Annotated in this window: 19 protein-coding genes; 8 read left to right on the top strand and 11 right to left on the bottom strand. The window is 57.6% G+C overall.

Going from position 1 to position 26,115, the window contains the following annotated elements; genetic code table 11:
* Positions 1-192 precede the first annotated feature (192 nt).
* On the top strand, positions 193-1,062 hold the full coding sequence (gene folD / locus CFN46_RS05450) for a bifunctional methylenetetrahydrofolate dehydrogenase/methenyltetrahydrofolate cyclohydrolase FolD (protein WP_024951904.1): 870 nt from the start codon (positions 193-195) through the stop codon (positions 1,060-1,062).
* 72 nt (positions 1,063-1,134) lie between these two features.
* Complete coding sequence (mtnN, locus tag CFN46_RS05445; RefSeq protein ID WP_024951903.1) at positions 1,135-1,845, top strand: 5'-methylthioadenosine/S-adenosylhomocysteine nucleosidase; 711 nt, start codon at positions 1,135-1,137, stop codon at positions 1,843-1,845.
* A gap of 123 nt (positions 1,846-1,968) precedes the next feature.
* On the opposite strand, the gene cysS is transcribed toward mtnN, so the two are convergent.
* Complete coding sequence (gene cysS / locus CFN46_RS05440; protein ID WP_088743046.1) at positions 1,969-3,351, bottom strand: cysteine--tRNA ligase; 1,383 nt, start codon at positions 3,349-3,351, stop codon at positions 1,969-1,971.
* A gap of 251 nt (positions 3,352-3,602) precedes the next feature.
* The gene (locus CFN46_RS05435; RefSeq protein ID WP_024951901.1) at positions 3,603-5,282 is read right to left on the bottom strand and encodes a glutamine--tRNA ligase/YqeY domain fusion protein; all 1,680 of its coding nucleotides are present in this window, start codon (positions 5,280-5,282) and stop codon (positions 3,603-3,605) included.
* 225 nt (positions 5,283-5,507) lie between these two features.
* On the opposite strand from CFN46_RS05435, the gene CFN46_RS05430 reads away from it, so the two are divergent.
* Both CFN46_RS05430 and CFN46_RS05425 read left to right on the top strand, forming a co-directional pair.
* Positions 5,508-6,002 (top strand): peptidylprolyl isomerase, encoded by a 495-nt coding sequence (locus CFN46_RS05430; RefSeq protein ID WP_024951900.1) that lies wholly within the window; start codon positions 5,508-5,510, stop codon positions 6,000-6,002.
* Positions 6,003-6,152: 150 nt separating this feature from the next.
* Complete coding sequence (locus CFN46_RS05425) at positions 6,153-6,920, top strand: UDP-2,3-diacylglucosamine diphosphatase (RefSeq protein WP_088742905.1); 768 nt, start codon at positions 6,153-6,155, stop codon at positions 6,918-6,920.
* Between the two features lie 102 nt (positions 6,921-7,022).
* On the opposite strand, the gene CFN46_RS05420 is transcribed toward CFN46_RS05425, so the two are convergent.
* The 3 genes from CFN46_RS05420 to CFN46_RS05410 all read right to left on the bottom strand — a co-directional run bounded on the left by CFN46_RS05420 (position 7,023) and on the right by CFN46_RS05410 (position 12,297).
* Positions 7,023-10,937 carry an AAA family ATPase gene (locus tag CFN46_RS05420; protein ID WP_088742904.1) on the bottom strand — a complete coding sequence of 1,305 codons (3,915 nt, stop codon included), beginning with the start codon at positions 10,935-10,937 and terminating at the stop codon, positions 7,023-7,025.
* A 96-nt stretch (positions 10,938-11,033) separates the two neighbouring features.
* A complete protein-coding gene (locus CFN46_RS05415; protein WP_088743045.1) occupies positions 11,034-11,723 on the bottom strand; it encodes a tRNA-(ms[2]io[6]A)-hydroxylase in 690 nt (229 codons plus the stop codon).
* Between the two features lie 85 nt (positions 11,724-11,808).
* Positions 11,809-12,297, bottom strand: coding sequence for a DUF1289 domain-containing protein (locus tag CFN46_RS05410; protein ID WP_024951898.1), 489 nt, complete (start codon positions 12,295-12,297; stop codon positions 11,809-11,811).
* Positions 12,298-12,759: 462 nt separating this feature from the next.
* Here CFN46_RS05410 and acnB point away from each other — a divergent pair, with 462 nt between their 5' ends.
* Positions 12,760-15,363: a bifunctional aconitate hydratase 2/2-methylisocitrate dehydratase gene (gene acnB / locus CFN46_RS05405; protein WP_088742903.1), complete on the top strand. Its 2,604-nt coding sequence runs from the start codon at positions 12,760-12,762 to the stop codon at positions 15,361-15,363.
* Between the two features lie 181 nt (positions 15,364-15,544).
* Here the strand turns inward: acnB and CFN46_RS05400 are convergent, their stop codons facing one another.
* Positions 15,545-16,165 carry a porin family protein gene (locus tag CFN46_RS05400; protein ID WP_024951896.1) on the bottom strand — a complete coding sequence of 207 codons (621 nt, stop codon included), beginning with the start codon at positions 16,163-16,165 and terminating at the stop codon, positions 15,545-15,547.
* A 377-nt stretch (positions 16,166-16,542) separates the two neighbouring features.
* Between CFN46_RS05400 and rraA the strand changes: the two genes are divergently transcribed.
* Positions 16,543-17,043, top strand: coding sequence for a ribonuclease E activity regulator RraA (rraA, locus tag CFN46_RS05395; RefSeq protein ID WP_088742902.1), 501 nt, complete (start codon positions 16,543-16,545; stop codon positions 17,041-17,043).
* Between the two features lie 130 nt (positions 17,044-17,173).
* Here the strand turns inward: rraA and CFN46_RS05390 are convergent, their stop codons facing one another.
* Complete coding sequence (locus CFN46_RS05390) at positions 17,174-18,439, bottom strand: dicarboxylate/amino acid:cation symporter (protein WP_211242412.1); 1,266 nt, start codon at positions 18,437-18,439, stop codon at positions 17,174-17,176.
* 419 nt (positions 18,440-18,858) lie between these two features.
* Positions 18,859-21,231, bottom strand: coding sequence for a phosphoenolpyruvate synthase (ppsA, locus tag CFN46_RS05385; RefSeq protein ID WP_024951893.1), 2,373 nt, complete (start codon positions 21,229-21,231; stop codon positions 18,859-18,861).
* Positions 21,232-21,705: 474 nt separating this feature from the next.
* Between ppsA and CFN46_RS05380 the strand changes: the two genes are divergently transcribed.
* Positions 21,706-22,539, top strand: a complete 834-nt coding sequence (locus tag CFN46_RS05380; protein WP_024951892.1) for a pyruvate, water dikinase regulatory protein — start codon at positions 21,706-21,708, stop codon at positions 22,537-22,539.
* A 108-nt stretch (positions 22,540-22,647) separates the two neighbouring features.
* Positions 22,648-22,935 (top strand): pyrimidine/purine nucleoside phosphorylase, encoded by a 288-nt coding sequence (locus tag CFN46_RS05375; protein WP_024951891.1) that lies wholly within the window; start codon positions 22,648-22,650, stop codon positions 22,933-22,935.
* Positions 22,936-23,030: 95 nt separating this feature from the next.
* Here the strand turns inward: CFN46_RS05375 and CFN46_RS05370 are convergent, their stop codons facing one another.
* From CFN46_RS05370 to mmsB, 3 genes are all read right to left on the bottom strand, one after another.
* Positions 23,031-24,440 (bottom strand): MATE family efflux transporter, encoded by a 1,410-nt coding sequence (locus CFN46_RS05370; RefSeq protein WP_088742901.1) that lies wholly within the window; start codon positions 24,438-24,440, stop codon positions 23,031-23,033.
* A gap of 129 nt (positions 24,441-24,569) precedes the next feature.
* Positions 24,570-24,983: a rhodanese-like domain-containing protein gene (locus CFN46_RS05365; RefSeq protein WP_024951890.1), complete on the bottom strand. Its 414-nt coding sequence runs from the start codon at positions 24,981-24,983 to the stop codon at positions 24,570-24,572.
* A 144-nt stretch (positions 24,984-25,127) separates the two neighbouring features.
* Positions 25,128-26,042, bottom strand: coding sequence for a 3-hydroxyisobutyrate dehydrogenase (mmsB, locus tag CFN46_RS05360; RefSeq protein ID WP_024951889.1), 915 nt, complete (start codon positions 26,040-26,042; stop codon positions 25,128-25,130).
* Positions 26,043-26,115 lie beyond the last annotated feature (73 nt).

Genomic DNA, 26,115 nt, shown 5'->3' with positions numbered 1-26,115 from the left:
AGCTGAACTATCACGGCGAACTCTTGCGCTTAGCCATGCACCATTGGGCAACATTACGTCAGCATTCAGTCGACATATCGCCACCGTTTCGACCAAGGTCGTCATTCGGCGTTGACTGGCGAGCAGGGCATGCGAAAATTGGCGGCAGTTTTCCCTCCTGCATCTATCGCCCACGAGAAGGAATGATCGCTGATGGCAGCACAACTGATTGATGGTAAGGCCATCGCCGAACGCGTACGTCAGCAAGTCGGCCGCCAGGTCGATGCGCGCCGCAACGCCGGTGAACGTATTCCGGGACTTGCCGTCGTGCTGGTCGGTGAAGACCCCGCGTCCGAGGTTTATGTCCGTAACAAGCACCTCGCCTGCGAGAAGGCCGGCATTACTTCCACTCAGCACCGCCTGTCTTCCGATACCACGCAGAGCGAGCTGGAAGCATTGGTTGACGAGCTGAATGCCGATAACAGCATCGATGGCGTCCTCGTTCAACTACCACTGCCGGCACACCTTGATTCGCGCCCCATCCTTGAGCGTATTCGCACCGACAAGGATGTTGATGGTTTCCATCCGTACAATCTGGGCCGTCTGGCTCAGCGCTTGCCGGTCATGCGTCCCTGCACGCCCAAGGGCATCATGACGCTCTTGAGCGAGAGTGGTCTGCAAGTGCGCGGCATGGATGCCACTATCGTCGGTGCATCCAACATCGTGGGCCGCCCGATGGCACTCGAGCTAATGCTTGCCGGTTGCACTACTACCGTCTGTCATCGCTTCACCAAGGACCTGGAAGGCAAGGTTCGCCAAGCTGATCTGGTCGTGGTCGGCGTCGGCAAACCGGGACTGGTCAAGGGTGAGTGGATCAAGGAAGGTGCTGTCGTGATCGACGTGGGCATCAACCGCCTTGAAAACGGATCACTGGTCGGCGATGTCGAGTTTGCACCGGCCGCTGAGCGCGCTGGCTGGATCACGCCGGTACCAGGTGGTGTAGGGCCGATGACCGTCGCCTCGTTACTGGAAAACACCCTGTTTGCTGCCGAGCTGCACGACGCACGTCTCGCGACTGAGTAACGCCCTCTTTTTTCCCACGCCGCCTCTTGATCACGAGGCGGCGTGTCGTTTGCGCTAAAGGACTCCTACATCATGTCTCTCAAGACACTTGGCATCATCGGTGCCATGGCCGAAGAAGTGGCCATTCTCGCCAAACTGCTGGAAGACAGCACCACGTCTAGTCACGCTGGCTCTACCTTCCATATCGGCCAGCTACACGGTATCAAGGTCGTGCTGCTGCAATCGGGTATCGGCAAGGTCAACGCTGCCGTCGGTGCCTGCCAGATGATTGAGCGCTATCAACCAGACGCCATCATCAACACTGGCTCCGCCGGCGGCTTTGCGGCAGACCTCGAGATCGGCGATGTCGTGATTTCCAGTGAAGTGCGTCACCATGATGTCGACGCCGTGGTCTTCGGCTACGAATACGGCCAGGTACCGCAGATGCCGGCCGCCTATCCATCTGACCCGCAACTGGTGAAAGTGGCACGCGAGTGCGTCGAAGCTCAGGGCGAGATCACGGCGCGTGAAGGCCTGATCTGCACCGGTGATATCTTCATGTCCGACCCAGAACTGGTCGCTCTCACCCGTTCACGCTTCCCGGACATGCTGGCCGTCGAGATGGAAGCCGCTGCTATCGCGCAGACCTGCTTCGTCTACGACATGCCATTCGTGGTCATTCGTGCGCTATCTGACATCGCCGGCAAGGACAACAACAGCCAGTCCTTCGAGGAATTCCTGCATGTGGCGGCACGCCAGTCCTCACGCATGGTCGATGCCATGGTCAAGCGACTCGCGAGCTGATCAAGCGCTGCTGCCTGAACGATGATGACTAAGCACTGATGGCTATCAACGTAAAAAGCCGCCGTCCCATATGGGCGGCGGCTTTTTATTTCCAGCATATCAATCACACACGAGAAGCATGGCCTAGCCTTCCAGCACCCAGGTCGTCCCCTCACGGGAATCCTTGAGGATGATGCCTTGAGCGGCTAGCTCGTCACGAATACGATCCGCCCCTGCGAAGTCCTTGGACTTCTTGGCGGCGGCGCGCGCCTCGATCTGCTGCTGGATATCTTCTTCTGACAACGCCAGCCCTTCGGTATCGCCCTTGAGGAAGGCCGCCGGATCCTGTCCGAACAGCCCCAACAGACTGCCGAGCGAGGTGAGTTCAAAGGCCAGTGCCGGCGCCTGCTGCGGGGCTTCCTTCTTGGCACGATTCAACTCACGCGCCAACTCGAATAGCACCGACAGCGCACCGGCCGTGTTGAAGTCGTCATCCATGGCTGCAATGAAACGTGCACGCCACTCATCACTCACGTCGCCCTCTTCGGGCGTAACATTCTCTAGCGCGTTATAGAAGCGCTCCAGTGAACGCCGCGCCTCATCCAGCGAGTTGGCTTCATAGCTGATCGCGCTGCGGTAATGGCTTGCCACCAGCAGATAGCGCACCACTTCAGGATTGTGCTGCTCCAGCACGTCACGGATAGTGAAAAAGTTACCCAGCGACTTGGACATCTTGTCCTGTCCCACGCGCACGGCACCGGCGTGCATCCACACATTGGCGTATTGCTGGCCAGTGGCGGCTTCAGACTGGGCGATCTCGTTCTCGTGGTGCGGGAAGGTCAGGTCCGGGCCACCGCCGTGGATATCAAAGGTGTTGCCCAGGCAGCAGGTCGACATCGCCGAGCATTCGATATGCCAGCCCGGACGTCCGTCTCCCCATGGTGATGGCCAGCTAGCCTCACCCGGCTTGGCAGCCTTCCACAGTACGAAATCAAGCGGATCTTCCTTGGCCGCTTCAATCTCGATTCGTGCCCCGGACTGCATGTCGTCCAGCTGGCGATTGTTGAGCTTGCCGTAACCTTCAAAGCGGCGCACGCGATAGTAGACATCGCCATTGCTGGCCGCGTAAGCGAAGCCCTTATCGATCAGCGTCTCGGTCATCGCGATGATATCGGCGATGTGAGCGGTAGCACGCGGCTCTATATCCGGACGCAAAATGCCCAGGCGCCCCTCATCTCCGTGCATCGCCTGAACCATGCGTTCGGTGAGCGCCTCAAAGGCCTCACCATTCTCATCAGCGCGCTTGAGGATCTTGTCGTCAATGTCAGTGATATTGCGTACATAGGTGACCTCGTAGCCACGTGCCCGCAAGTAGCGAGTAATGACATCGAAGGCCACCATCACACGCGCATGGCCGATATGGCAGAGGTCATAGACCGTCACGCCACACACGTACATGCTCACCTTGTTGCCTTCCAGCGGCACGAAGGGTGCCTTGGTACGACTCAGTGTGCTGTAGATCGACAGCGTGCTTGATGCATCTGCAAGGTGGGTCATGCGTGGTCGCCCTTGGCTCTGAGCCGACAAGAAACGTCTGTCGGCCTTGCGAAAATTAAGCGGCCCGCCATCAGCGACCACTCGCCTCCATCATGAAGTCACGAGTGGCCGCGATGCGGGCCGTGAAGCTAAACACCCTCCTGTCCTTGATGCGATACAGAAAGCAAGAGACAGGAGGGCGACACTGGCAGGAGCCTCAAAAGACACCCACCAGCATAAAATCAGCCCTTTTTCTGAGCCTTGGCCCAGCCATCCTTGAGGCTAACGGTGCGGTTGAAGACCAATGCACCTGACGTGCAATCATGACGATCAGCCACGAAGTAGCCGATGCGCTCAAACTGATAACGCGTCTCCGGCTCAGCATTACGCAGGCTTGGCTCGCCATAGCCCTGCACGACACTCAATGACTCGGGGTTCAAGTGATCGAGGAAGTCGACATCCTTGTCACGGTCCGGCTCAGCTTCAAGGAACAGATTCTCGTACTGACGCACTTCGATCGGCACCGCGTGAACCGCACTGACCCAATGAATGACACCCTTGACCTTGCGCCCTTCCGGATTCTTGCCCAGCGTATCGAGATCAACACTGCAACGCAGCTCAATAACTTCACCAGCCTCATCCTTGATGACTTCATCACAGCGGATGACGTAGCCATTGCGCAAGCGCACTTCCTTCTCTGGCGCGAGACGGAAGAACTTCTTGGGTGCATCTTCCATGAAGTCTTCAGCGTCGATCCACAGCTCACGGGTCAACGGCACCTGACGCGTGCCCATGTCGTCACGTGCCGGGTGCCCAGGCACTTCAAACAACTCTTCGTGACCTTCCGGCAGGTTAGTCAGCACAACCTTGAGCGGGTTGAGCACACACATGGCACGCAGCGCGTTGTCTTCCAGGTCTGAGCGGATGGCATGATTCAGCATGCCGAGCTCAACCATACCGCCATCTGCGCGACTCACGCCGACCATATCGCAGAACTTGCGAATGGAGGCGGAAGTGTAACCACGGCGACGCATTCCAGAGATGGTCGGCATACGTGGGTCATCCCAACCATTGACGACACCTTGATCCACCAGCAGCTTGAGCTTGCGCTTGGAGGTGACGGTGTAATCAAGATTCAGACGTGCGAACTCGATCTGACGCGGCGTACACGGCACCGGCAGGTTGGCCAGGAACCATTCATACAACGGACGGTGATCTTCAAACTCCAGCGTACAGATGGAGTGAGTCACGCCTTCCAACGCATCCGACTGCCCGTGAGTGAAATCGTAAGACGGGTAGATTTTCCACTTGTCGCCGGTCTGATGGTGGCTCGCGTGGCGAATGCGATAAAGAATCGGGTCGCGAAGATTGATGTTCGGTGCTGCCATGTCGATACGCGCGCGTAGCACCTTCTCACTCTCGCCAAATTCCCCCTTTCGCATGCGCTCGAGCAGATCGAGATTTTCCTCGGAGCTGCGCTCACGATACGGGCTTGGACGTCCCGGCTCCCTCAGAGTCCCGCGGTATTCGCGAATTTCGTCCGGAGAAAGGTCGTCGACATACGCCTTGCCTTCACGTACCAGATGTTGTGCCCAAGCATACAGCTGATCGAAATAGTCGGAGGCAAAACGCACCTTGCCGGCCCACTCGAAGCCCAGCCATTCAACGTCTTCCTTGATGGCATCAATATAGGCTTGTTCTTCCTTGGCCGGATTGGTGTCGTCGAAGCGCAAGTGGCAATCGCCACCAAGCTGCTGTGCCAGACCGAAATTCAGACAGATCGACTTGGCGTGTCCAATATGCAGGAAACCGTTCGGTTCCGGCGGGAAACGGGTGACAACCTTCTCTGCACGGCCAGCCTCGAGTTCTTCGCGAATCTGGTTAAGAACGAAGTTCGGAGCGCTCTGGGTCTCGGTACTCATGAAGTTTCGCTGCACCTCTATGTGTTCTTGGGCGTCGTGTTCCTGAAGCCTACCTATGCTCAAAAGGCAACAAGACGGATCGCGGAGTCTGCATCTGGGGCCTGCCGCTCGCTCAGGCTTTCGTCACTGGATGCAAAGCCGCTATTATAGCGCGACGCCTGCAGGCGATGCCATGTAACCGCGCCTGCCTGACACTTCAGCAACACAGATGACCGGGAAGCCCGAATGATCGTTCTTCATACCAACTACGGCGACATCACACTCGAACTCGACTTTGACAAGGCGCCCAAGACCGCCGCCAACTTCGAGCAATATGTGCGTGACGGCCAGTATAGCAACGTGCTCTTCCATCGTGTCATTCCGGGCTTCATGGTTCAGGGTGGCGGTTTCGACACCGACTTCAACCAGAAACCAACACGTGGCGTGATCGAGAATGAAGCCGACAACGGCCTCAAGAACAACCGTGGCACCATCGCCATGGCGCGCACCATGGACCCGCACTCCGCCAGCGCGCAGTTCTTCATCAACGTCAATGACAATGACTTCCTGAACTTCACCAGCAAGACCAGCCAGGGCTGGGGTTACTGCGTGTTCGCCAAGGTCGTTGAAGGCATGGATGTAGTCGACAAGATCGAAGGCGTCAAGACCACCCGTCGCGACGGCCATGCCGATGTGCCGGCTGAAGACGTGATCATCACCAGCGCTGAAGTCACCGAATAATCGCCTTCACCTGATCACTGATCTGCCGCCCGGTCTTGCCTCGTGCCCTCGAGTGTCAGACCGGGCGGCTTGCGTTCTACTCTTCAATTCATTGACGTGACCCTTGGCTTCCTGCTCTCCGCCCCACCCCATCAACTCCGGACCCTGACCATGACTGCCACTACCCTGTTCATCTCCGATCTACACCTGCATCACGAGGCACCGGAGATAGCCCAAGGCTTCATCGATTACCTGGCACGCCTCGAAACCTGCACGCCGGTTGCCGAGCGCCTCTACCTGCTGGGCGATATCTTCGAGGTCTGGGTGGGTGATGACTACCGTGACGAGTTCACGCGTACCATGAGCACCGCCCTCAAGCGTGTCGCAGCGCGTGGCACCACCATCTTCTTCATGCACGGCAATCGCGACTTCCTGGTCGGCGAGACCTTTGCCGCCGAAGCCGGTGTCACCCTGCTCCCCGACCCCAGCGTCATCACGCTGGATGGCGAGCGTGTACTGCTGATGCACGGCGACAGCATGTGCACACGCGATGAGGCCTACATGAAATTCCGCGCCATGACCCGTGACCCTCAGTGGCAGGCACAAATTCTGGCGATGCCGCTGGAACAGCGTCTGGCGCTGGCACAATCATTGCGCATGCAGTCTGGCGAAACCAATAGCGCCAAGGACGAAGCGATCATGGATGTCACGCCAGAAGAAGTCATCAAGCACATGCGTGAACATGATGTGCGCACGCTGATTCATGGTCACACTCATCGCCCTGCCGTACATCCGCTCGAAATCGAGGGTGAGCCGGCACGTCGTATCGTGCTCGGCGACTGGCGCCCAACCCAAGCCTTCGACATTATCTCGCATGGGCAGGGTCCGGAACTACGCGAGTTCGCCCTACCCCTTGCCGATGCAATCACTCATGGCTAACGCCACCTGAGCGGAAGCTGCTCCTGAAAATCAAAAAACCCCACTACCTGAAGAAGGTAGTGGGGTTTTTTTCATGCCACCCGACATATATCCAAACTGCTATCAGGCCGGTGAAGAGGTTCTGCGACGCGCGCGCCCTTCAGCGGACTCCACCAACTGATGCCAGCCCAGCACTGCCGGTGCATCCGAGCCAGGCAGCTCCTCCAGCAGTACCTTCAGACGTGCACAGCGCTCAGCATCATTGCCATCGACTAGACGCAACCACGTCGCCAGACCCGCCGCCTCATGATGCGGATTACCCTGTTCAATGGCATAAGACATACCTTGCTCGATAAGCGAACGCACGCGCTCAGTCGGCAACCCCTGTGCAGTCCGCAGCGCCGCAACCAGATAGCTGACCTCTGCCAGATAGAAGGAATTACGCTCCTGAGCGACCAGCAGCACCTTCTCCATGTACTCCTCGGCAGCCGCATGCTCACCCAGCGCCATGACTGCATCCATGTACCATAGATTCGGCCGCTGATGACGCTCGCGCCCAGTCAGCTCGGCAAACTCGTTGATACTCGACTGCAGCATGGACAGGCCATCACGATCGCCATTCATGGCGCGATCCCACCCCAACACACCATGCGCTGCCATGTGCCACAGATGTAGATCTGCGGAGCGCGTCAGTTCCAGCGCGCGTTCGGCACGCTGAGTCGCAAGATGGGTATGACCCAACTGACGATATAGCGAGGTGGAGAACATCAGTGCCATTGCCAGTGAACCGGGCTGACCAATCTCTTCTGCCATGCGAATGGCCGCCTCGGCCTGCTGCTCGGCCTTCACATAATCGCTGCGCAGACAGGACGTCCAGCTCTGCAGACAGGCAGCCGCGACCTGCGGGTGATCACTGAACGGCAACCACTCGAGCACCATCGCATTATTGAGCGGATCAATTTCGTCGAGATGCTCACCAGCGACCTGCACACGACCCGCCCAGAATTCACAATGCGCTTGGGCATAATCGGCCAAGCGACGATAGCGAATATCCGATAGCTCCTCGGCCAGCTCACTAAGGCCGGAGGCCAGTGAAAAAGCATCAGCATGAGCATGACGCTCACTGCACCCGACCCACAGGCCCCATTTGACGATGAATGCCTGCTCAAGATCCGGCTCGTCATCCTCGACCAGTGCTGGGCTACTCAGCAGGTTACGCGCCTGCACGAAGCTCTCATGCGCAATCCGAGAGCCATGTCCTTCCAGCGCAAAACCAGCCTGGCCGCGCACGGTCAGCAGACTCACTTCACGTTCTTCCTGGCCATCAATATGCTTGAGACACGCCAGGCCATTATCAGCCATTTTCAGTGCCGTACGGTTGGCGCTGATCTTGAGCGACTCACGTGCAGAAAGCTCGAAATAGCGCGCAGCGCGACCGAAGTTCTGCGATTTACGCAAATGAACAGCAAAATAGCCGGGGTGACGTCCGATCCAAGCGGGATACTTGTCTTCAATAAGCCCCACAACCTGATGATGAATCCGACGTCGTACATCACGCGGGCAGGACAGGTACGCAGCTTCTTGAATCAGCTGATGGGTAAACTGGTAATCAAATTCGCTGTCGTTACCGCATGTCTCGATAATTTCCAGACGCTGCATGTTCTCGATGGCGCGTTTGAGTCGTCCTTCCTCAAATTCACAGCTCTGACGCACGAAGCTAAGCTTGAACACACGCCCCAGTACGGCAGCGGCATGTGCAACGTCACGACCTTCCTCCAGCTGATCAATACGACTGGAGAGCAGCCCGATCAAGCCCTTGGGCAGCTCATCAAGTTGCACTGGACGCCCTTCGCGGCGGTCCATGTCGAGACGGCGACAGATTTCCTGCAGGTAGAGCGGCACGCCATCGCAGCGCTCGATCAACTGACTGCGCATGCGCGGGCTGAGGTGCAGACGATAACGACGTGACAGGTGCGACAACAGGCGTGAGACCTGCATTGGATCAAGGCGGCCCAACGCAATGTGTTGATCCCAGTTGAGCTTGACGGCAAGGCTATCGCGGCCATTATGGCTGGCTGCCAGCATGAAGCCGATATTGATCGGTAGACGTGCCTGCAAGCCAGCCAATACCTTGAGCGAGGGCTCATCGAGCCACTGCAGATCATCGATCATCATGACCAACGGGCGCAGACTGGCGGCTTTCTCGATCACCAGATGCAGTACACGGACGACGCGCTCGACCGTCTCGCTGCTTTGAATCAATACTTCGTCTTCGTTCGACTCTTCCGCCGTGCCCAATATGGCATGGAAAGAGCGACGCGCTTCCTCGCTAACGCCCTGCAGCGCCTCGGAGGTCTCAAACAGCTGCTCGACGGCATCACGATCGACATGGCCATCGAGACGCCAGCGAATGAGTGCACGCACCACGCTATAAGGCTCAAGCTGAGACAGGCGCGTCGTCGGCATCCAGCACAGCCCCACATCCTGACTCTGCTCCAGCTGACGGAAATTGACCATCAAGGCCGATTTGCCCATACCAGAGTTGCCACTGACCAGCACACTCTGACGCAGACCGATGCTGGCGCGTGCCAGCGCATCACGCAGACGCCGCAGCTCGCCTTCACGCCCAATCAGCGTTGGTAGCGAAGCCTCGCGGGTCGCGACGCTGCTACCCAGCACCAGGGCACGCAGGCGTACACGACCATCGGCAGCCAGTAGTCTGGATGTCAGACGCGGTTGAAGATCAAGCGCCGGCGGCATGTGCTGGCTGGCCTCCAGAGAGATCACCAACTCACTACCCTCGGCAGCCGTCATCAGCTCCAGCGAATACTGGGTGACCTGACCCAGCGGATCCGCCAGCTGACGCTCAGGCAGATAGATGACCTGACCGGAATGCAGACCTGCCGACAGCGAGAAGACCGGTGGCTTGCCTTCACCGTCCCATAGCTTGGCGATTTCATCGGACAACGCCTTGCTGCAATGCTCATAGAGCGCGACAAGTTCGGCCAGTTGATGTGCCGGACCGTGGGTCCCGAAGCACGCAAGACCCACACCGCCCGTCGCCCCCGGCAGCCAGAAGCCACCCAAGTGATGGCATTGCTGCTCAAGCCAACGCAGTAACTCGATCTGCAACGTCAAACAGGCACGCGCCCAGACACGGTCACGATGGCTGTCCTTGACGCTGAGGCGAATCGCCATCACTGATAGCTGACGGTGATCGATTTCATCTTCACGCAACGGTGCGCTATCCAGCGACAACGTGCGCGAGATGGCACCCTGTGGCGTGAGTGCGCCCATCGCTTCGCTCTTGCCATCCGACCAATAACGCGCCAGTTGCAGGAATCCCGGATCAGGCTGTTGACCAGACAGCGCCAATTGCTGCAAGAACGCATTGAACTGCTCATGGGCCGCCGCCGACTGGCCGTCTTCCGCCAACTGGCGCACCAGGCGTTCATGGAAGGGACCATAACCTGAAAAGCGACTGACCAACGTGCGCAGCACGTCGTCCGAAACAGGTTCATCAGTTGCCAGCACACGCTCCGCAAACTGGATGACACGCTGGCGCCATTCACCGCGCACCTTGATCATCCAACGCTGGAAGTCAGGGCATTGTGTCAGCGATAACTCTTCGACCAGATCACCACGGTATAACGCGAGGATCTCAACGAGCGTAGCCGCTGAAATAGGTGCCAACAGCAGCGCATTGAGCTCGTCGAGGTCCAACTCCCAATATTCCGGCAACGTGAGCGCGATGGTCTGGCGAGAGACTGTCAGCAGATTGTCCGCTTCTTCGCCAAGGCTTTGACGCAGGCAATGCAGCGCGTGGCGCAGATTGGTGCGTCCGGAGGATAGCCCTTGGTCTGGCCAGAGCAATTCGGCCAGACCCGCGCGGGAGACGGCCTGGTCGTGCAGCAGCAGATGCAGCAGCAGCGCCTTGACCTTGTCGTAGCTGAACTGGGTCAGCGTGTCATCACCCAAGGTCAGCTGGAAATGTCCCAGCAGCGCCAGTTGAGCTTGACCAGATGTTTCCTGCGTCATGTGTCATCCATTTCAAAGTCGCGAACGAAACGCCAGCCCTGCCATGGCGCCGGTGATCCCCTGTTCTTGAGCCTTGCCTTTGTTGTCTGTCGCGCGTCAGCCCACCCTGACTGACGCACGCTGTTCTCGCCGCGAGACTGGCAGACCACTGTGGAAGCGGAAGGAAGAATCGGGGGTTTCGATCAATTCCTGTTCCACTGCGCGCAGCACCGCGAGACGGGGTTCCAGTGGTTCATTGGTATAGCGTTCCGCCAACATGAGGTAATCCTCATAGTGGCGTCCTTCTGACTTAACCAAAGTGCGATAGAACTTTGCAAGCTCTGGCTCAAGATAAGGGATGAGGCGTGCGAAGCGCTCGCAAGATCTGGCCTCGATCAATGCACCGATCAGCAGGATATCCACCAGTCGCTCAGGGTCTTCATCTCTTACCTGTTGACGTAGTCTTTCAGCATAACGAGAGGCCTTGATATGACGATAGACGATTCCGCGCTTTTCCATCAGGCCCACGACCTGTTCAAAGTGCAAAAGCTCTTCTCGCGCCAACTGAGACATCTTGGTCAACAATAGCGGTCTGTCCACGTAGCGGTACATCAAACTCATCGCGGTGGAGGCCGCCTTCTTTTCACACTGAGCATGATCAATCAGCAGCAACTCAGGATTCTCAAGTGCTGCCTCTATCCAGCCCAATGGCGTACGGCACGGTAAAAAAGCCAACAACGATGCCGGCAACAGAGCATCGGTATCTTCATCATCAGGACCTTCCGGCGCCGAAATGGCATAAGGCATGTCGTAAACCACGGGAGCTTCAGTCAGAGAAAAGCCAGGATCTGTCGTCACAATCATCGTGTCATTTATCGTATCAGTCATTGTGTCAGTCTTTTTCTCCAGGCACCCACTCCTCAACGGGAGTAAACATCTGGCTATCTGAATTCATGTCATTATCGGCGCGTCTTGTGGCTTCCACCATGATTTCATCGTTTATCTGCGAAAAAAGGCGCTCCGGATCAAGTTTATTCCCTATTTCACGCACTGTAAGACCATACGCTTCAAGATCACGAATCCGAGTGCGCCCAACACGCAAAAGCTCCACGGCACGCGAGAGCGCCGACTGCCCCTGACGAAAGCGGATGCGGTGACGCTCCATCTGCGCCGTCAGAACTGCCTCGTCGTGGACGATCAACCAACGCGCAGCCACGTGGCTGCGCAAGGCGTCCAGCTCAGCCATGCGCTGTGAGCGCTGCTCGCTGTCGTAGCCAAACCAGTCAAGAATCTCGTGATCGTGGCGCTGACAACCACGACAGACAGTGTCACCGACAGTGGTGGAGCAAACCCCGACACAGGGAGAAAGAATACGACTCATGGTGCCCTCGAATTGAGGCGGAAAATTGAAGCGGAAAGACACGATCATCATACCCCGCCCACCCTGCCCCCAACAGTCACCTCCGACGCACGCTCAATAGCAGCCACCCTCCTCGTATCGCGACAGCGCTCTCCTCAATACAAGCCCTTTATCTATCAACACGGGCCTCATATCTCTCAATACCTGCCAAGCACACCACGAGAGACACCAACTACAATCAAAGATGAATAACTTAAATATCAATGTGTTATACAAATTAAGGCGACCAAAGTTGCAGTCTCTTTCAAAGGGCACTCCTTAACATTGTCGACAAAGTTGAGTAGACTCCGTTTCGCCTCGTAGCGCCTGACTTACTCGCGATAAGACGCTTGATTTACCCGCAAGAAGCCTCGAGATGCGCAGGCCGGTCTTGTAACTACCGGCCTGCGCATCTCGACACGATTACAGATGAGGGTCTCCCACGTGCTTGAAGCCTACCGTCAACAGGTTGAAGAACGCGCCCAGCAGGGCATCCCGGCGAAGCCGCTGACCGCAGAGCAGACCGCTGATCTGGTCAAACTGCTCAAGAATCCGCCGGCCGGTGAAGAAGAGTTCATTCTTGACCTGTTCACCAACCGTATTCCCCCGGGCGTTGATGAAGCCGCTTACGTCAAGGCTGGCTTCCTGACCGCCATCGTACGTGGCGAAGCCTCCTCACCGCTGATCGACAAGACTCACGCCACCAAGCTGCTCGGCACCATGCAGGGCGGCTACAACATCGCCACGCTGGTCGAGCTGCTGGACGACGAAAGCCTGGTCAAAGAAGCTGGTGAGCAGCTCAAGCACACCCTGCTGATGTTCGACGCCTTCCATGACGTCGCTGATCGCGCCAAGGCGGGCAACACTGTCGCGCAAGAAGTGCTGCAGTCCTGGGCCGATGCCGAGTGGTTCCTGTCCAAGCCGGCACTGGCTGACAAGATCTCGCTGGCCATCTTCAAGGTGCCTGGCGAAACCAACACCGATGACCTGTCTCCGGCACCTGATGCCTGGTCGCGTCCGGACATTCCGCTGCATGCCAACGCCATGCTCAAGAATCCGCGTGAAGGCATCATCCCGCAGGAAGAAGGCGTTACCGGCCCGCTGGCCCAGATCGAAGAAGTGAAGGCCAAAGGCTTCCCGGTCGCCTACGTCGGTGATGTAGTCGGTACCGGTTCCTCGCGCAAGTCCGCCACCAACTCGGTGCTGTGGTTCTTCGGCGATGACATCCCGTTTGCACCGAACAAGCGTGCCGGCGGCTTCTGCTTCGGTAACAAGATCGCGCCCATCTTCTTCAACACCATGGAAGACGCTGGCGCCCTGCCAGTCGAAATGGATGTCGACAAGATGGCCATGGGCGATGTCATCGACATCTTCCCGTATGAAGGCAAGGTCTGCCGTCACGACAGCGATGAAGTGGTCTCCACCTTCTCGCTCAAGACTCAGGTCCTGTTGGATGAAGTGCGTGCTGGCGGTCGTATTCCGCTGATCATCGGTCGTGGTCTGACCGACAAGGCGCGTGCCGAACTGGGTCTGGACGCCTCTGACGTCTTCCGCCTGCCGGAACAGCCGAAAGACACTGGCAAGGGCTTCACCCTGGCACAGAAGATGGTCGGCAAGGCCTGCAACATGAACGGCGTGCGCCCGGGCATGTACTGCGAGCCGAAAATGACCACCGTCGGCTCACAGGACACCACAGGGCCGATGACCCGTGATGAGCTGAAGGATCTGGCATGTCTGGGCTTCCAGGCTGACCTGGTGATGCAGTCCTTCTGCCACACCGCCGCCTATCCGAAGCCGGTCGATGTCGAGACTCACCACACCCTGCCCGACTTCATCATGAACCGCGGCGGCGTCTCCCTGCGTCCGGGCGACGGCATCATCCACTCGTGGCTGAACCGCATGCTGCTGCCGGATACCGTCGGCACCGGCGGTGATTCCCACACCCGCTTCCCGATGGGCATTTCCTTCCCGGCGGGTTCTGGCCTGGTGGCCTTCGCTGCCGCCACTGGCGTGATGCCGCTGGACATGCCGGAATCCATTCTGGTGCGTTTCAAGGGCGAGCGTCGTCCGGGTATCACCCTGCGCGACCTGGTGCACGCCATCCCGCTGTACGGGATCAAGCAAGGCCTGCTGACCGTCGACAAATCCAACAAGAAGAACGCCTTCTCTGGCCGCATTCTGGAAATCGAAGGTCTGGAAGATCTGACTGCCGAGCAGGCATTCGAGCTGTCCGATGCCTCTGCCGAGCGCTCTGCCGCTGGCTGTACCATCACGTTGTCTGATGCAAGCGTGACCGAGTACCTGACCTCCAACGTCACCCTGCTCAAGTGGATGATCAGCAACGGTTATGGCGATGCTCGTACCATCGAGCGTCGTATCGCTGGCATGGAAGAGTGGCTGGCCAACCCGAGCCAGATGCGTGCCGACAAGGACGCGGAATACGCCGAGATCATCGAGATCGACCTCGCCGAGATCGACCAGCCGGTGCTGTGTGCGCCGAACGACCCGGATGACGCTCGCGTGCTGTCCGACGTCGCCGGCCAGAAGATTGACGAAGTCTTCATCGGCTCGTGCATGACCAACATTGGTCACTTCCGCGCGGCAGGCAAGCTGCTCGAGAAGCAGCCGGCTGGCAGCCTGAAGACCAAGCTATGGCTGGCACCGCCGACCAAGATGGATCAGCACCAGCTGACCGCAGAGGGCTACTACGGCATCTACGGCCGTGCTGGCGCTCGCATGGAAATGCCGGGCTGTTCACTGTGCATGGGTAACCAGGCACGTGTGGCCGCCAAGTCCACCGTTGTGTCTACCTCCACGCGTAACTTCCCGAACCGACTGGGCGACGGCGCCAACGTCTTCCTGGCCTCTGCCGAACTGGCCGCCATCGCAGCCGTCATCGGTCGTCTGCCGAGCGTCGAGGAATATCAGGGCTACATGGGCGAATTCGATGCCATGGCTGGCGAGATCTATCGCTACCTGAACTTCCATGAAATCGAAGAGTACCAAAACGCCGCTTCCAGCATCATTCCGGTCACCCAGGAAGCCTGATCCCGTGTGACGCCGCTGCCTATCGAGCTGATCGGTAGCGGCGTCATGCAGACAGCCACCCGGTGATGTGAAGGAATACAGCGTGTGGATGTGCTGCCAAGCATCGAGCCATTCACACGACGAAACGGGCCGCCCCTTGAAGGGCGGCCCGTTTTTCATGCCTGGCGATCGTCGAATGTGATTAGAACTTGTAGCCGACTGATGCCGTGAAGGCATCGACCTGGTAATCGCTGTCGAAGTCGTAACGCTCGTATTCGGCACGAATCAGGAACGGATTCAGGTTGATCTGAGCGCCGGCACCATAGACAGGATCAAAGCCGTCGTTGTCCTTGAGGTCAATACTGGAATCGCCCAGGTTGCCGTCGACATCGGTTTCCCACTTCGCCATACCCGCCTTGGCGAACAGTGAGAAGTACTGGCCAATCGGCAGGATACCGACCACGTTGACGCCATAGGCCTTGGACTTCAGGTCCGTGTTGCCGAAATCGTTACCCTTGAGCTGTACGGTGCCCAGGTCGGTATAGAACGCTTCAGTGGCGAAGTACGGGTTGTACTGATAGCCCACGAAGGCCTTGTAGACGTTGTCATCGTCATCTACATCAAAATCATCACTGCCTGATTCAATGAAGTCACCGGCATCGTCAGAGTCATCATTTTCCAAGCTCGAAAAGCCCGTACCAACACCGATATAAAGACCTTCATTGGCATTCTCTGCTGCGTGCGCAGTGCCACTCAGTGCCAATGCCAGAGCTGCAAAAGAAACGGTAGCCAAGGGTGCGGCCAGAAAACGTGACTTGCTCATATGAAGCTCCTTGAATCAGAAGACGGCACAAGGACGATACGCGCCGAGAGGACAGTCAGTAGCAGCAGACTCTACCGCTAGTGTGTTTACATCGTGGTAGATATCGAACAGTGTTTCAAGAGTGGATTTTTCGCTACTTGAGACGTCGCCAGTCAGCTACATTTGCAAGAGTTTCCAGGGCATTTCCTGATCGATTCAATCAGAAACCTTAGCCCTTCGCACAGGTGCAAAGGCCTGTCATCTGGGGCATGCTGAGGTATATGGCAGTGCAGCAACCATTCAGCAAGGGCGCATCAGCAAGGGTGCAATAGCGACGTGATACTCGTGCAACCCTCTCTCGGCCCGTACGGGCCTGATCAGCACAAGGAGCCAGACACATGACCCACCCCATCTCCACTCCCGATCTCTGCGACGAGTTCCCTGAAGTTCAGGTACTTGATCCGCTCTTCATCAACTTTGGGGGCGTCGAGTCCTTCGGTGGTGAGGTCGTGACGATCAAATGCTTCGAGGACAATTCACTGGTCAAGGCTGCCGTCGCCGAACCAGGTGCCGGTCGTGTGCTGGTCGTCGATGCAGGTGGTTCCATGCGCTGCGCCATGCTGGGCGATATGCTCGCCGAGCAAGCCTCCAAGAGTGGCTGGGCTGGCGTCATCATGTATGGCTGCATTCGTGACGTGGATGAGATCCATGCCACGAATCTCGGCGTTCAGGCACTGGGCTGCTACCCGCGACCCAGCATCAAGCGCGGCGAAGGTCAGCGCGATGTACCGGTCACCTTCGCGGGCGTCACCATCGTGCCAGGCGATTACCTCTATGCTGACAACAACGGTATCGTCACTGCCAAACACGCATTGATTCGTACTCAACCCACACCGTAATCACTCTCAGCTTTACCTCTTCACGAAAACGCCCCCGCAACCTTATCGATTGCAGGGGCGTTTTCCTGTCGGACAGCTACTGGGATTAGCAGCTCATCACTTAGCAGCTCGTGACTTAGCAGCTCGTGACTTAACGGGCGCTGGCAGGCTCGACGGCCGACGTTTCCTGCGCCGTGACGGCTGCGTCATCGGCACGTGCAAAACGATCCACCACCGCAGCGCATGCGGCATCACCGGTGATGTTGAGTGCGGTACGCGTCATGTCAAAGATACGGTCCAGCGCGAACAGCAGCGGCAGGCCTTCGATGGGAATACCCGCGGCCAGCAATACCGCCACGACAAGGAAGGATGGCCCCGGCACTCCGGCCTGACCAATCGCGCCCAGCGTGGCAGTAAAGATAATGGCAGCATAGGCAGATAAGCCGAGATCGACATTGAAGACCTGGGCGAAGAACATCGCGACAAGTCCGTAATAGATGGCATTGCCGCTCATGTTGATGGTCGCGCCCAGCGGCAGCACGAAGGCCGTGGTGGCGTTCTTGAGGCCCAACTCCTTCTCGCAGACTTCCATGTTGACCGGTAGCGTCGCCATGGAGGACGCGGTGGAGAGTGCCACGGCCTGCGGCTTCTTCATCGCCGACATGAAGCGACCTACCGGTACATCCGAACCGAACTTGACGATCAGCGGATAGAACACGAAGCCGTAGATGAGGATGGCGCCCATATAGACGAGGAACAACTTCATCACCAACGTCAGCACGTCAAAACCGAAGGTACCTACAGCGTCCGCCATCAGACCGAACACACCAATCGGTGCGACCCACATCACCACGTTGATCATCCATACGAAAGCTTCGATGACAGTGTTAAGACCTTCGATCAGCGGCTTGCCACGCTCGCCTGTCTTGGACAGGCCAATGCCGAGGAACAGGCAGAACACCAGAATCTGCAGGATGTTGGCATCGTTCAGTGCGCCAAAGATATTGGTCGGCACCATGCCCAGAATCGTGTCCATTACGCCCGGTACATCACCCTTGTCAGCATAGGCATTGGAGAACATGCCCTTGGCACTGTCGAGGTCCACACCACTGCCCGGTTGGAAGATGTGCCCCATCACCAATGCCAGCACAACGGCCACGGCAGATGTGAGCATGAAGAAGGCAAAGGTCGACAGACCAATCTTGCCCGCTGACGGACTGTCACCCAGATTCGCGGCACCCGAGATGATCGACACCGCGATCAGCGGCACCACCAGCATCTTGATCAGATGAATAAATAGCTCACCCAACGGCGCAAACATGGAGGCACTCTCCCCCATATACGCACCCACACCGGCACCCAGTACCATGGCGATAACCACCTGGACACCAATATTCTTCCACAGAGACTGTTTCACGTTACGACTACCTTAGATTTTGTCCGAAAAGTCGGTTGCTACACACCGTCGTATTGCTGGCTACCGGTGAGGCTTGCCATCGTCGCCACCAATGATCTTGTGGTCAGTGGGGTGGCAGGGATTATAAAGGACTGCATTTCTTACATAAGTCAGGAAGATACTCATTTAGTCGCGCTTTCGAGATCGTTTTGTTGCTATTTGTTACTAAACAACGAGAAATGACGAATCCATTCGCCATTGGTCTAAGGCAGCTACGCCGGTTTGCTCCATTCCTGCCAGAGCACCTCAGCCTGACCAGATATTCAGTTTCTGCGCCCTGAAATGAAAAGCGCCCATTGCACATAGGGTGCAATGGGCGCTTTTCATTTCAGGGCGCCGGGTACTGACATCCGGCTTACCCTTTCAGCAGAAAGAGGGCATTACACCAACTCTTTATCCGCTAGCATGAACCAGGTTTCCAACACGGAATCCGGGTTGAGAGACACGCTGTCGATACCTTCTTCCATTAACCACTTGGCCAGCTCCGGGTGATCTGACGGCCCTTGGCCACAGATACCGACATACTTGCCCTGTGCCTTGCAGGCACGGATCGCCATCGACATCAGTTGCTTAACCGCCGGATTACGCTCATCAAACAGGTGAGCGACGATACCGGAATCGCGATCCAGCCCCAGCGTCAGCTGAGTCAAGTCGTTGGAGCCGATGGAGAAGCCATCAAAGTGCTCGAGGAACTGATCCGCCAGCAGCGCGTTGGTCGGCAGCTCGCACATCATGATGACGCGCAGGCCGTTCTCACCACGGACCAGACCATTTTCGCCCAGCAGCTTGATGACCTGCTCTGCCTCACCAACGGTGCGCACGAAGGGCACCATGATCTCGACGTTGGTCAGCCCCATCTCATCACGCACACGCTTGAGCGCACGGCACTCAAGATCGAAGCAGTCACGGAAGGCTTCAGACACATAGCGTGATGCGCCACGGAAGCCCAACATCGGGTTTTCTTCACCCGGCTCGTACATCTTGCCGCCGATAAGGTTCTCGTATTCGTTGGACTTGAAGTCCGACATGCGCACGATGACTTTCTGCGGGTGGAAGGCGGCCGCCAGCGTGGAGATACCCTCAACCAGCTTGTCGACGTAGAAATCCACCGGGCTTGTGTAACCGGCGATACGTGCATCGATGGTCTGCTGCAGCTCGATCGGCAGCGTAGCGTAGTCGAGCAGTGCCTTGGGGTGCACACCGATCATGCGATTGATGATGAACTCAAGACGGGCCAGGCCCACACCCGCATTCGGCAGACGCGAGAAGCTGAAGGCGCGGTCCGGATTACCTACATTCATCATGATCTTGAACGGGATCTCCGGCATCTCGCTGACGCTGGTGACAGTACGATCAAAGTTGAGGATGCCGTCATAGACATGGCCGGTATCACCTTCGGCGCAGGAAACCGTCACTTCACGGCCTTCAGCGAGTACAGCCGTCGCATCGCCACAGCCAACCACCGCCGGAATACCCAGTTCACGCGCGATGATGGCCGCATGACAGGTACGTCCACCACGGTTGGTGACGATGGCAGACGCACGCTTCATGACCGGCTCCCAATCCGGATCCGTCATGTCGGTGACCAGCACGTCGCCGACCTGCACCTTGTCCATGTGCTCCGGGCTTTCGATGATACGTACCGCACCCTGACCGATACGCTGACCGATGGCACGGCCCGTCACCAGCGTGCGGCCCTTCTCGCGCAGCTGGAAGCGCTCGAGATTACCGCCCTCTTCCTGGCTGACCACAGTCTCCGGACGCGCCTGCACGATGTAGAGCTTGCCGTCATCGCCATCACGCGCCCATTCGATATCCATCGGACGCTGGTAGTGCTTCTCGATGATAAGCGCCTGACGCGCCAGCGCCTCGACATCGCTATCGTTGAGGCAGAATCGGTGACGATCCGGCACCGGCACATCAACGGTCTCGACGGAGCGACCCGCGCTGGTGTCATCGGTGTAGATCATCTTGATCAGCTTGGAGCCCAAGTTGCGACGCAGTACCGCCGGACGACCCGCTTCAAGCGTAGTCTTGTGGACGTAGAACTCGTCAGGATTGACAGCACCCTGCACGACGGTTTCGCCCAGGCCCCAGGAGCCCGTCACGAAGACGGCATCACGGTAGCCAGATTCAGTGTCCAGCGTAAACATCACACCAGAAGAAGCCGTTTCGGAGCGCACCATCTTCTGAATGCCTGCCGACAAGGCCACCAGTGAGTGGTCAAAGCCCTTGTGCACGCGGTAGGAGATGGCGCGATCATTGAACAGCGACGCGAACACCTCGTGCACTGCACGCTTGATGTTATCGAAGCCTTCAATGTTGAGGAAGGTTTCCTGCTGACCCGCGAAAGAGGCATCCGGCAGATCTTCTGCCGTCGCTGATGAGCGCACGGCGACTTTCAAGTTCGGGTGACGGGCCTGCAGTTCACGGTAAGCGCGCGCCATTTCGGCTTCAAACGCCGGCGGCAGTGGTGTATCGATGACCCACTGACGAATCTCGGCGCCCACGCGGGCCAGTTCAACCACGTCATCGACATCCAGCGCGTCGAGCGCCGCATTGATGCGAGTATTCAGCGACTCATGCTCGAGGAATTCACGATAGGCGAAAGACGTGGTAGCAAAACCGCCAGGCACGGTAACACCCGCATCTGCCAGATTGGAGATCATCTCGCCAAGCGAGGCATTCTTGCCGCCAACGCGATCAACATCGTTCATGCCGAGTTGATCGAAGTCGATGACGTATTCGGATATGGCTTGCTGTGACAAGGGAACCCCCTGGTACCAATGGATTAAGAACAGTGAACCTGAGAACGAAGAAAAAGTGTCTCAACAGCCAGTGGGGAAATTTTCCAGTCCGCCAGCTGAGCACCGAGGTCGATACCAAGAACAGACCCCGGTGCAGCGATGCAGCCACCCTAACAAGCTCCCTCTAGCATTAGCCATTAGTCTAACCGGCTAGTCAATGGAGGAGGACTACAACCGTTACACTGACACGTGCGTAATGTCGCCAACGTCGGCGAAAATACCGATAGTCGATAATTCCCCGCTACAGGAATGTAGTTTCACCTACTGACACCCTCTTGTTGGAAAGATTGATTTCTTCTCTGGCAACCCTCTAGACCAGCAGGATATTGCAAGGTAGACAGTGAACACTGACACTTGAGTCTTCATCCAGGGACAGCTTGCGCCGCCCAGCACCCTCTTCGCCTTTCACGAGTGCCTCTCATGACCCGAACCGCCTTCTTCATTTCCGATGGCACCGGCATCACTGCCGAGACACTGGGACGCAGTCTGCTGGCCCAGTTCGAGAACACCGATATCCGTATGGTGACCAAGCCCTATATCGACTCTACCGAGAAGGCAACGGCACTGGTCAAAGCCATTGAAAGCGCTCACGCCAACGACGGCGAGCGCCCAATCATCATTGATACCATCGTCGATGATGATGTCCGTGACATCATCTCGGGATCTTCCGGTTTCAAGGTCGATATCTTCTCCACCTTCCTGAAGCCACTGGAAGAAGAACTGGATACCCACTCTTCTTATAGCGTCGGCAAGACTCACTCCATCGGGCAAGACGATGTGTACATGAACCGCATCGACTCAGTGCACTTTGCACTCGACAACGATGACGGCGCGCGTACTCATCAATACGACAAGGCGGACGTTATCCTGGTGGGTGTCTCGCGCTGCGGCAAGACACCGACTTCGTTATATCTGGCACTACAGTTCGGCATTCGTGCTGCCAACTACCCGCTGACCGAAGATGATCTCGATGAGTCCGGCTCACTCAAGATGCCCGCCTCATTGGCTCAGTATCGCCACAAGCTTTTCGGGCTGACCATCGACCCGCGCCGACTGGCCGCCATCCGTACCGAGCGCCGCCCCAACAGCCGCTACTGCTCCATTGATCAGTGTCTGCAGGAAGTCGAACAGACCGAGGCGCTGTTCCGGCGCTCCAAGGTCCCGTTCATCGACACCACGCGCTTTTCCATTGAAGAAATCTCGACACGCATGATTGCCGAGACCGGCCTGGCACGCCGCTTTTCACCGCGCTAAGCCGCTCGTTGTCAGTCGTCGTTAGTCATTGGCCTTTCAACAGCACGCACAATACCCACATACGTAATAACACCCACGACACATCACTCTCATGCAGGAAGCATCACTATGTTCCAGACCAATCACTACTTCGATGGCCAGGTAGCCTCCATTGCCTTTCAGACCGCCGACCTCCCCGCCACCGTTGGTGTCATGGGCATCGGTGAGTTCGTGTTCTCCACCAGCCAACGCGAGTACATGACACTGACCAGCGGTGACATGCAGGTGCTGCTGCCGGGCGCGGAAGAGTGGTATCAGCTGGCGCCCGGTGAAAGCTTCATCGTCGAAGCAGGTCAGAGCTTTGAAGTACGTACCACCGTCGAGTCGGCTTATCTGTGCAAGTACGAAGACGCCTGATCAACACTGTCACTCCCGAGATAAAAAGCCGCCGCAGCCTTAAAAGGCTACGGCGGCTTTTTCATTGATAGGCCAGTACCCACCCACGAAACAGCTCAGGCTCGGCGACGTCGTTTGAGCACCGTACGCAGCGCCAGATAACTGATTCCAGCCATCAGCAGGTAACTTGCCGCTACCCCGACGAAGATACCGACCACTCCAAAAATCTCTCCGCCCAGCCAGGCCAACGGCACCAGCAACGCAAACAGTCGGATCAACGATAACGTCATGGCGCGCCGAGGTTTATGCAACGCATTGAGACTGGAGTTAGTGAGGATAATCACACCTTGCGCTCCCAGCGCTGCCGGAATCAGCCACAAATAGGTACTGACTAGCCTGGCCACCTCCTCAGTCTCCGCAAAGCGCGCCGCTATCCATCCCCCACTCAATCCCAGACCCAGCCACACCGCCAGCTGCCAGACGAGAATGAAGCCAAGCACACCATGAATGGCTCGCCATACACGTGCCTGCTGACCCGCGCCGTCGTTCTGGCTGATGAAGGGTGACAACGTCATCGATAATGCCAGCACCAGAATCAAGGCCAGCGACTCGATGCGCGAGCCAATACCAAACGCGGCAACGGCGGCATGACCATGCTGGCTGACGATACGCGTCACCAGCGCCGTGGCGATCGGTGTCATCACACTGGTCATAGCAGCAGGCAAGCCTATCGCGCCCACCTCGCGGCAGGAAGCCATCATGCGCGTGAGACTTATCTGCCGAATATCCAAGCGGGCGCGCAACATCGGCAACGCCAACAAACCCAGTGTCATCGCCAGCCATGACACCACTGTCGCTAGCGCCGCGCCCGCCACGCCCATGCCTTGCCAACCTCCGACACCAAAGATCAACAGTGGGTCCAACGCGGCATTAAGCAGCCCCGCCGCCGCCATCACCAAGGACGGCACCAGCGTATTACCCTCAGCCCGCAACACGCTGCCCAGAACACGGGGCAGCAGCACGAAGGGTGCACCGAAGTACCAGACCTGCATATAGTCCTGAATATGAGGCATCAGAGCATCATCTGCCCCCAATAACCGGAACAAGGGTGCAATGCTCGCAAGCCCTCCCGCGGCTAGTCCCACCCCCAGCAATAATCCGAGCAAACCGGCATCAGTGGCGCGCGCACGTACGGTCTCGATTTCTCCACGGCCTAACCTACGCCCAACAACTGCCGTCGTCCCGATGGACAGACCGATGGCAATGCTGATCACCGCGAAGGTGACAGGGAAGGTAAAGGTCACTGCCGCTAGCTGCGCCGTGCCCAGCTGGGCGATAAACCAGGCATCGACCAGATTGAATAACATCATGGTCACGATGCCGCCGATGACCGGCCCTGTCATACGCGCTAGCGTTGTCGCGATTGGGTCACGTATCAGATCGCGCCGACCACGCGATACAGGGATGGCACCAGTAGAGCCAGCGCCAGTAGAAGATGAAGAAGTGGGTGTGGCAGGGTCAGACATGCAGGCTCCGGACAGAAAACGGCCCCGCCAGACAAGATGCCTGCGGGGCCACGTAGTGTAAGACATCACTCTGCCAAGAGCAGTTCCCGCCTGAAAAGTAGCAGTACTTACTCACTTTTCAGCGCTCGGCTAGTTACCCTGCATGAAGGGTGATACGACCTCTCCCCCTGCTTCACGCCAGGCAGCAAAACCACCGTCAAGATGCGCGACCGGCCCAAAGCCCATGTCCTGTAGCGCTTTGGTCGCTAGCGCCGAGCGCAGCCCGCCAGCGCAGAAGAGGACATAGCGACCTTCGCGAGCAAACTCAGCGCGGTGATAGGGCGAGGCAGGGTCAACCCAAAACTCGAGCATCCCACGCGGAGCATGAATTGCCTCAGGGACACGTCCCTCACGCTCCAACTCGCGCACATCACGAATATCCACCAATGTTAGCGGCGTACCACCACTGCGAGCCTCTTGTAATGCGACGTGTAGCTCGCTGGCCGACAGAGTCTCCACCTCGGCATTAGCCGAGGCCACTAGCTCACTCACCGGTCGAATCATGTTCACTCCTCTTGCTGCTGTGGCGACGGCTATTGACTACTGATCATGACTACCATCTACCGACTAGCAGCCGCCATTATTGGTCTGCACATACTGATCTGCACACCCTGAACCAATAGCTCAGCACCTCTTGCCAATCACACCCTACACATCGGCTTCGCCCACACGGTAAAAGCGCTGAATGCTTGAGAAGTCCAGTCGCCCGGCCCCCTGCGCCGCATGCTGCACGAACAGGTTACGCGCCTGAGCCCCCATCGGCACCGCCGACTTTGATCCCAGTGCCATTTCCCAGGCCAGCCCCAGATCCTTGGCCATCAGGTCCACCAGGAAGCCGCCTTGATAGTCATTGGATGCCGGCGCAGCCTCCATCACACCCGGCCACGGGTTATAGACATTCAGCGCCCAGTTACCACCGGAAGACTGTTTCATGACTTCTGACAGCACGGCGGGATCAAGGCCGTTCTTGACGCCAAGCGCCAGTGCCTCTGCCGTGCCACTCATCAAGATACCCAACAGCATGTTGTTGCAGATCTTGGCCACCTGACCACTACCGGCAGGCCCAGCGTGGAACAGGTTCTTGCCCATTACCTCAAGCAGTGGCAAGGCACGTGCGTAAGCATCAGCGTCACCGCCGACGATGAAACTCAAGGTGCCAGCGCGTGCTCCCCCAACACCACCAGAGACCGGCGCATCCATGAAATCAATACCGCGCTCAGCAGCGTGACCGGCCACCAGACGCACGTCATCAGGCGCGATGGTCGAGGCATCGATGACCAGCACAGAACTATCGAGCGCTGCCAGCAAGCCGCCCTCACCATCTTCCTTGTCACCCAGATAGAGTCTGCGCACATGCTGCCCTGCAGGCAGCATGCTGATCAGCACCTCAATGTCTTCACAGGCTTCACGAGGAGAAGCAGCGCGCTTGGCACCTGCCTCGGTCAGTACCGTCATGGCCGACTCGACCAGATCAAACACCTTCACGGGATGGCCGGCCTTGACCAGATTGAGGGCCATCGGCCCCCCCATGTTGCCAAGCCCGATGAATCCGATGGACGTCATGGCGTTACTCCTTATTCTTATAATAGAAATTTCTATCATGATGAATATTGATAATCGACACGTAAAAAGAGCG

The sequence above is a fragment of the Cobetia sp. QF-1 genome (assembly GCF_002213105.1).
In the GTDB taxonomy this organism is placed as follows: domain Bacteria; phylum Pseudomonadota; class Gammaproteobacteria; order Pseudomonadales; family Halomonadaceae; genus Cobetia; species Cobetia crustatorum.
Note: the sequence above shows the minus strand (reverse complement) of the source record. Positions and strands in the feature narration are given on the sequence as shown.